Source organism: Micromonospora maritima (assembly GCF_902825405.1).
GTDB classification, from domain to species: Bacteria; Actinomycetota; Actinomycetes; order Mycobacteriales; family Micromonosporaceae; genus Micromonospora; species Micromonospora maritima.
In genome coordinates, this window is sequence record NZ_CADEAU010000281.1 from 1 (window position 1) to 7,118 (window position 7,118).

A 7,118-nucleotide genomic window follows, 5' to 3' on the forward strand; every position below is an offset into this window, starting at 1 on the left:
TGGCCACCGGCGGGCGGGGCCGCACCCGGGTGCCGTGTCGGCCGGCGGTGGCGACCAGACCGCGTTGCCGCAGTTCCTGGTACGCCTTGGCGACCGTGGCCGGGCTGACGCCCAGCTCGCCGGCGAGTGTCCGGACCGCCGGCAGGGCGTCGCCCGGGGCGAGTGCCCCGGCGCGGATGCCGGATTCCACGCTCGCCGAAATGGAGGCCGACGTGGAACCGCTGATCTGATAACGTGCTGCCACAGTTCGAGGATTGTACTAGAACAAAGGTGGGATGTCGCATGTACCCCCCGACCGCACGCACCACCGCCACCCGCACCCGCGACCGGATGCACTACGACCGGGCCACCGCCCACGCGCTGCTGGACGAGGCGTACCACTGCGCGCTGGCGTTCACCGTGGACGGTGAACCGCGGGTCCTGCCGACCCTGCACGTCCGCGTCGACGACACCCTCTACCTGCACGGCTCGACCGGCAGCCGGCCGCTGCTGGCCGCCCGGGACGAGGCCGGGCTGCCCGTCTGCGTCGCGGTCACCCACCTCGACGGGCTGGTCTACGCCCGCTCCCAGTTCCACCACAGCGCCAACTACCGGTCGGTGGTCGTGCACGGCACCGCCCGGCTGGTCGACGACGCCGCCGAGAAGGCCGCCGTGCTGACCGCGCTGGTGGAGAAGGTGGCGACCGGCCGGTCCGCCGAGAGCCGGCCACCGAACCGGCGTGAGCTGGCCGAGACGGCGGTGCTCGCGCTGCCGCTGCGCGAGGTCTCGGTACGCATCCGGACCGGCGGGGTCAACGACGAGCCGGCGGACGAGAGCCTGCCCCACTGGGCCGGCGTGCTGCCGCTGCGCCTCACGCCCGGGCTGCCCGAGCCGGCCCCGGGCGTCACCGCGCCGGTTCCGGCGTACCTGCGGCCGGCGCGGTCCGCGTGGCTGGAGCCGGTGGTGCTGCGCGGCGAGCACGTGGTGCTGGAGCCGCTGGACCTCTCCCACGCCGAGGAGCTGCACGCCGCGCTCGACGACGAGGACGTCTGGCGGCACGTGGGCAGCCCCCGCCCCACCGGCGTGGACGACACCGCCGCGCTGATCCGCGCGGCCCTGGACGCCTGGTCGCGGGGCGTGCGGACGCCCTGGGTGCAGCGCTGCGCGGTCACCGGGGCGGTGGTCGGCACCACGTCCTACCACGAGCCGGACGCCGACCTGCGGTCGGTGGAGATCGGCTACACGCAGCTCGGCCGGCCCTGGTGGCGCACCGGCATCAACACCGAGGCGAAGCTGCTGCTGCTCACCCGGGCCTTCGAGGAACTGGACGCGGTCCGGGTCACCTGGCAGACCAGCACGCTCAACGAGCGGTCGCAGCGGGCCATCGAACGGCTCGGCGCGGTCCGGGAGGGCACGCTGCGGTCGAACCGTCGACGCGCCGACGGCACCTGGCGGCAGTCCGCGCTCTACTCGATGCTCGCGCAGGAGTGGCCGAACGCACAGGTCAGGCTGCGGGAACGGCTTCGCCCGACGGTGCCGGCCGGGTCATGATGTCCGGCGTGCTGGGGATCACCGACATCGGAACGTACGTGCTGGGCACCGTGGCGATCGTGCTGCTGCCCGGCCCGAACTCGCTCTTCGTGCTCGCCACCGCCGCCCGCCACGGCGTGGCCACCGGTTACCGGGCCGCGGCCGGGGTCTTCGTCGGCGACGCGGCGCTGATGGTCCTCTCCGCCGCCGGGGTGGCCTCGCTGCTCCGGGCGTACCCGCCGCTGTTCCTCGTGATCAAGTACGCCGGCGCGGCGTACCTCGGGTGGTTGGGGCTGGCCATGCTGCGCGGCGCGTGGCGGCGCTGGCGCGACCGCAACGACCCGGCCACGCCGCGCCTGATCGACGAGGTCGAGCCGGCGGCGCAGCGCGACCCGTTCCGGCGGGCGCTGACGATCAGCCTGCTCAACCCGAAGGCGATCCTGTTCTTCGTGTCGTTCTTCATCCAGTTCGTCGACCCCGGGTACGCCTGGCCGGCGCTGTCGTTCCTGCTGCTCGGCCTGATCGCGCAGGTGACGAGCGCGCTCTACCTGACCGCGTTGATCTTCACCGGCACGTTCCTGGCCGCCCAGTTCCAGCGGCGCCGGCGGCTCGCCGCGACCGGCACCACCGCCGTCGCGATGCTGTTCCTCGGCTTCAGCCTCAAGCTCGCCGCCGGCTGAGGTGGAAGGAGGGGCCCCCTCTTAACGCGATCGGTAGAGAAAGGGCCCCTTCTTAACACCCGCGCGGGGCGGGCACGGCGCTCAGGTGCCGTCGCCGCCGCTCCCGCCGCCGCCGACACCGGCCCCGCCGGCCGTGCCGCCCAGGCCGTAGCCGGGGGCGACGGGCTGGTCGGGGTGGCGGCTGACGTGCGCCGACTCGCGGATCGTGGCGGACCAGTCGGCGTGCGCGGCGGCCGCCGCGTGCCTGTCGATGGCCTGCCGCAGCCAACCGTCCACGGTCGCCACCCAGTCCCGCTGGTCGGCGCCGGCGTGCCAGACCCGGAACCGGCTGATGCTCTGGTGCGTGATCCCGGCCAGGGAGAGCCGCCGGTCCAGCCAGAACAGCACCTCCATGCCGGCTGAGTCGGTCACCATGATCACTTCGAGTTCGGTCATCGGGCCGGCGTAGAGCGGGGCGGCCCAGAAACCCAGCCGCTGCTGGAACGGCAGCGTCTGCGCCACCCCGGGCAGCCGGCCCTGCTGGAACCCGGCCTGGCGCATCACGAACCCGAGCGTGTCCAGCGCGGCGAGCAGGTGCTGCTGGGTGGGCAGCGGATGGATCAGGACCGGCACCATCGCGCCCTGGTCCAGGTCCGGGTCGACGGACACCTCGGTGCGCAGCCCGGTGCGCAGGCTCAGCAGCGGCACCCCGCCGAACATCGTCACCGGCGTCTCCCAGGGCAGCGGCACCGCGAAGTCGACCGCCCGGCGTCGCCCGGCCGGCACCACGAAGCGCCCGGCGATCGGCCACTGGTGGTACTGCACGAGCCGGCGCGGCGACGCCGGGTCCTCGGGTTCGACCTGGGTTACCAGCCCCAGCCGAATGTGCCGGACCAGGACGTCCTCGGCGTCGGCGCGCAGCGTCACCCGTCCCGGCAGGCGCAGGCCCGGCCGGGTGCTCGGGTTCGGCAGCGTGGTGCTCACCGAGAGCCCGGTCCAGGCCGACCCGCGTGACACCCCGGTCAGCCGCATGCGGTGGCATTCCCACTGCCCGCCCCCGCATGCCCGGTCCGCCGGGGCCGGATCGGCGAGGTGGCGGCATCCGGGCGACCCGGACACCGCCACCTCCGCGCGATGGGGCGGATCAGCGCATCCGCCGGCCCCGTGGCACCGGGTCGGTCTCGTCGTCGAACTCGCCGATGACCTCCTCCAGCAGGTCCTCCAGCGCGACGAAGCCGATCGGCCGGGTCGGCCCACCGCCGTTGCGTACGAGTGCGAGCTGGGTCTGCCGGCCGCGCATCGCGGCCACCGCCTCGGTCACCGACGCCTCGGCGGGCAGCGTGAACGCGTTGGTCATCAGCTCCTCGGCGGTCGCCGGACGCCCGGTGGTGACCGCGCGCACCGCCTCCCGTACGTGGACCAGGCCGCAGACCTCGCCGCCGGCGTCGACCACGGCCAGGCGGGACCGGCCGCTGTCCCGCGAGACGTGCTCGATCCGCTCGGCGGTGTCGTCCCGACGGACCGTGACGATCTTGTCGAACGGTTCCATCACCTGGGCCACCGTGGTGCCCTGCAGCTCCAGCATGCTGGTCAGCAACTGGTGCTGCTCGGCGCCGAGGAGGCCGTGCTCCCGGGACTGCTCCAGCAGGATGCGCAGCTCGTCCGGGCCGTGCACCTGGGCGAGCTGGTCCTGCTGCTGCACGCCGACCAGGCGCAGCATCGCGTTGGCCAGGCCGTTGAGCAGGGACAGCACCGGCCGGGCGATCCGGGCGAAGGCCCGGAACGGCAGCGCCAGCAGCATCGCCGAGCGCTCCGCGTCGGTGATCGCCCACGACTTCGGGGCCATCTCGCCGACCACCAGGTGCAGGAACGTGACGAGTCCCAGCGCGAACACCAGCGCCACCACGTGGCTGGCCGCGTCGGGCAGGCCGACCGCGTGCAGCAACGGACTGAGCAGGTGCTCGATGGCCGGTTCGGCAAGCGCACCGAGGCCCAGCGTGCACAGCGTGATGCCGAGCTGGGCGCCGGCCAGCATCAGGCTCAGCTCGCGGACGCCGTCCAGCGCCGCGCGGGCCGCCCGGCCACCACCGGCCGCGGACTGCTCCAGCCGGTACCGCTTGGCGGCGACGAGCGCGAACTCGGCCGCCACGAAGAACCCGTTGAGCGCCAGCAGCACCACGGAGAAGAGGAGCGCGAAACCGGGGGTCATGCCGCTCCCTCCCCGGGCACGTCGGCGGTCGGCCGGATCCGCACCGAATCGGCCACGTGCCGGTCCACGGCCAGCACCTCGACCAGCACCCGGGGCCCGGACGCCGACTCGTCGCCGTCGACCACCTGGGCGATCTCCAACCGGTCACCGACCTCGGGCACCCGGCCCAGCTCCCGCATGACCAGCCCGGAGAGCGTGTCGTACTCCGGCGCCTCGGGCAGCTCGATACCGGTGCTGTCGGCGACCTCGTCGATCCGCCAGCGCGCCGGGACCACCCACGACCCGTCCTCCTGCCGCGCGGGAGCACGTTCCGGCGGGTCGTCCTCGTCCCGGATCGGCCCGACCAGCTCCTCGGCCAGGTCCTCCAGCGTGATCACGCCGGCGAACCCGCCGTACTCGTCGACCACGCAGGCGAGCTGCCGGTGCCCGGACCGCAGGCGGTCCAGCACCGTCGGCAACGGCAGCGTCTCGGGCACCAGCAACGGGGGTACGGCCACCGCGTCGACCCGGGTGGTCGCGCGCTCGGCCGGGGGCACCCCCAGCACGTCGGCGATCCCGACGATGCCGACCAGGTCGTCGACGCCCTCGGCGCCGCGCACCGGGAACCGGGAGTGGCCGGTGTCGAGCATCTCCACGATCCGGCTGACCGGCTCGTCGGCGCGCACGGTGTGCACGTCGACCCGGGGCACCATGGCCTCGCCCGCGGTCAGCTCCCGGAAGTCGAGGCCCCGGTCGAGCAGGTCGGACATGGCGGCGTCGAGGTGCCCCTCCTCCCGGGACTCGGCGATGATCTGTTCCAGGTCCTCCGGGGTCGCGCCGCTGGGCAGCTCCTCGATCGGCTCGATGCCGACCCGCCGGAGCAGCCGCACGGCGGCCCGGTCGAAGAGCGTGATCAGCGGCCCGGCGATCCGCAGGTACATCAGGGTGGACCGGGACAGCGCCCGGGCCAGCGGCTCGGCCCGGGCGATGGCCAGGTTCTTCGGGGCCAGCTCGCCCAGGACCATCTGCACCACGGTGGCGATGACCAGGGCGAGGGCCACCGACAGCGGCAGCGCCACCGCGCTGGACACGCCGGTGAGGCCGAGCAGCTCGGCGAGCCCGGCGCCCAGGAACGGCTCGGCGACGTAACCGACCAGCAGGGCGGTCACGGTGATGCCGAGCTGGGCGCCGGACAGCATGAAGGAGAGCCGCCCGGTGACCTCCAGGGCCCGGGCCGCGGCGCGGTCGCCCCCGTCGGCGAGCTGCTTGAGCTTGCCCCGGTCCACGGCGACGTAACCGAACTCCTGGGCCACGAAGTAACCGGTGGCGGCGGTGAGCACGATGATGAGAAGGAGGCCGACGAGGATCAGCACGGGAGGTTCAGGGCTCCCGGGGCCGTCGGGGCGGGAAGATGCCGGGTACGACCCGGCCGGCTACTGCTGCCCTCCGGGGCAGGAGAGTCGATCATGCCGCCATTTTATCGGTGCCGGCTGGACGCCCGCTGAAGGTGCCGAAAAGCCTCCCCGACGTCCGGTTCTCACCGTCCGGCCAGCTCGTCGACGTCCAGCAGCGTCCGGTCGACCCGCCCGGACCGGTAGGCGGCCCGCCCGATCATCTGCGCGGCGACCGGCGCGGTGGAGAGCTGGAAGAGCGCCACCAGCGCCAGCATGCCCAGGTCCGACGGCGTACGCAGGCGCAGCGCCAGGCCGGCCAGGAGCAGCAGCACGCCGAGCACCTGCGGCTTGGTCGCCGCGTGCATCCGGTCCAGCGTGTCCGGGAAACGCACCAGCCCGATCCCGGCGACCAGGCTGAGCAGCGCCCCGGCCAGCAGCAGGATCCCCCCGGCCCAGTCCGCGACCCCGCCCGCGCTCAGGCCCGCGCTCACGGCCCCGCCCGTGGCCCCGCTCACGATTCGGCCCGGACGGCGAAGCGGACCAGCGACACGGACCCGACGAACCCGAGCAGGGAGAGCACCACCAGCACCGGCAGCGTGGTGGCGTGCCGGTTGACCGCCGCCTCCGCGCCGACCGCGCCCAGCATGGCCGCCAGCAGCAGGTCGGCGCCGACGACCCGGTCGAGCAGGGACGGGCCGCGGTAGATCCGGGCCAGGGCGAGCAGCGCGGTGGCCGAGAGCAGCACGGTCAACGCGACGGCGAGCAGGACGGTCACGGGTGGTTCCTCCGTTCGACGGGTTCCAGGTCGAGCTGGCGTACCTCGGTGGGAGAGCCGACGGCGCGGACGATGCGCCGTTCGACGGCGAGCACGCGCTCGCGGCTCCGGGTCAGGTCCTCGGGGCCGCGGACGTCGAGCACGTGCACGTAGAGCACGCCGCCCGCCCGGTCGGTGTCGAGGATCAGGGTGCCCGGCACCAGCGAGATCACCTCGGCGGTGAGCGCCAGGTTGAGGTCGGTGCGGACCCGCAGCGGGACCGCGACGATCGCGCCGCGTGGGCGGTAGCCGGGGCGCACGGCGACGGCGGCGACGTGCAGGCTGGCGCTTACCAACTCCGCCACGAACGTGCCGGCGAGCACCAGCAGCGCGCCCGGGCGCAGCCGGCCCCCGAACGAGACCGGCGGCAGCGGGAAGAAGACCAGCACGGCCAGGCCGAGCACCAGGCCCGCGAGCAGGTTGCCCCAGGACACGTCGCCCCAGAGCAGCAGCCAGGCGACCACCAGCCAGCCGAGCGCGACCGCCTGGTCCCGCCGCCGCCCGCCCCGGCCCATCGCGGGCGGCGGCGGGTCGGGCGGCGGCGTGGCCTGGGG

General features: G+C 74.3%; 9 protein-coding genes. 2 read left to right on the forward strand and 7 right to left on the reverse strand.

Going from position 1 to position 7,118, the window contains the following annotated elements; all coding sequences use genetic code 11:
- Window positions 1-244: GntR family transcriptional regulator (locus HUW36_RS21685; protein ID WP_174529855.1), on the reverse strand; the 244-nt coding region annotated here is incomplete at its 3' end.
- A 38-nt stretch (window positions 245-282) separates the two neighbouring features.
- Here HUW36_RS21685 and HUW36_RS21690 point away from each other — a divergent pair.
- Together HUW36_RS21690 and leuE are read left to right on the forward strand one after the other, a co-directional pair.
- Window positions 283-1,530, forward strand: a complete 1,248-nt coding sequence (locus HUW36_RS21690; protein ID WP_174529856.1) for a bifunctional pyridoxamine 5'-phosphate oxidase family protein/GNAT family N-acetyltransferase — start codon at window positions 283-285, stop codon at window positions 1,528-1,530.
- Entirely contained in the window at window positions 1,527-2,189 is a 663-nt protein-coding gene (gene leuE / locus HUW36_RS21695; RefSeq protein WP_174529857.1) for a leucine efflux protein LeuE, read from the forward strand. Before HUW36_RS21690 ends, leuE begins: the two co-directional genes overlap by 4 nt.
- Window positions 2,190-2,270: 81 nt before the next feature.
- On the opposite strand, the gene HUW36_RS21700 is transcribed toward leuE, so the two are convergent.
- The 6 genes from HUW36_RS21700 to HUW36_RS21725 all read right to left on the reverse strand — a co-directional run.
- Window positions 2,271-3,200 carry a sporulation protein gene (locus tag HUW36_RS21700; RefSeq protein ID WP_174529858.1) on the reverse strand — a complete coding sequence of 310 codons (930 nt, stop codon included), beginning with the start codon at window positions 3,198-3,200 and terminating at the stop codon, window positions 2,271-2,273.
- A 112-nt stretch (window positions 3,201-3,312) separates the two neighbouring features.
- Window positions 3,313-4,377, reverse strand: coding sequence for a hemolysin family protein (locus HUW36_RS21705; protein ID WP_174529859.1), 1,065 nt, complete (start codon window positions 4,375-4,377; stop codon window positions 3,313-3,315).
- On the reverse strand, window positions 4,374-5,729 hold the full coding sequence (locus HUW36_RS21710; protein ID WP_174529860.1) for a hemolysin family protein: 1,356 nt from the start codon (window positions 5,727-5,729) through the stop codon (window positions 4,374-4,376). The genes HUW36_RS21705 and HUW36_RS21710 overlap by 4 nt, the downstream gene beginning before the upstream one ends.
- A gap of 164 nt (window positions 5,730-5,893) precedes the next feature.
- Complete coding sequence (mnhG, locus tag HUW36_RS21715) at window positions 5,894-6,241, reverse strand: monovalent cation/H(+) antiporter subunit G (RefSeq protein ID WP_246248259.1); 348 nt, start codon at window positions 6,239-6,241, stop codon at window positions 5,894-5,896.
- Between the two features lie 20 nt (window positions 6,242-6,261).
- On the reverse strand, window positions 6,262-6,525 hold the full coding sequence (locus tag HUW36_RS21720; RefSeq protein WP_174529861.1) for an MrpF/PhaF family protein: 264 nt from the start codon (window positions 6,523-6,525) through the stop codon (window positions 6,262-6,264).
- Window positions 6,522-7,118 (reverse strand): Na+/H+ antiporter subunit E (locus HUW36_RS21725; protein WP_246248260.1); only part of this gene is annotated, 597 nt, incomplete at its 5' end. The genes HUW36_RS21725 and HUW36_RS21720, both read right to left, overlap by 4 nt.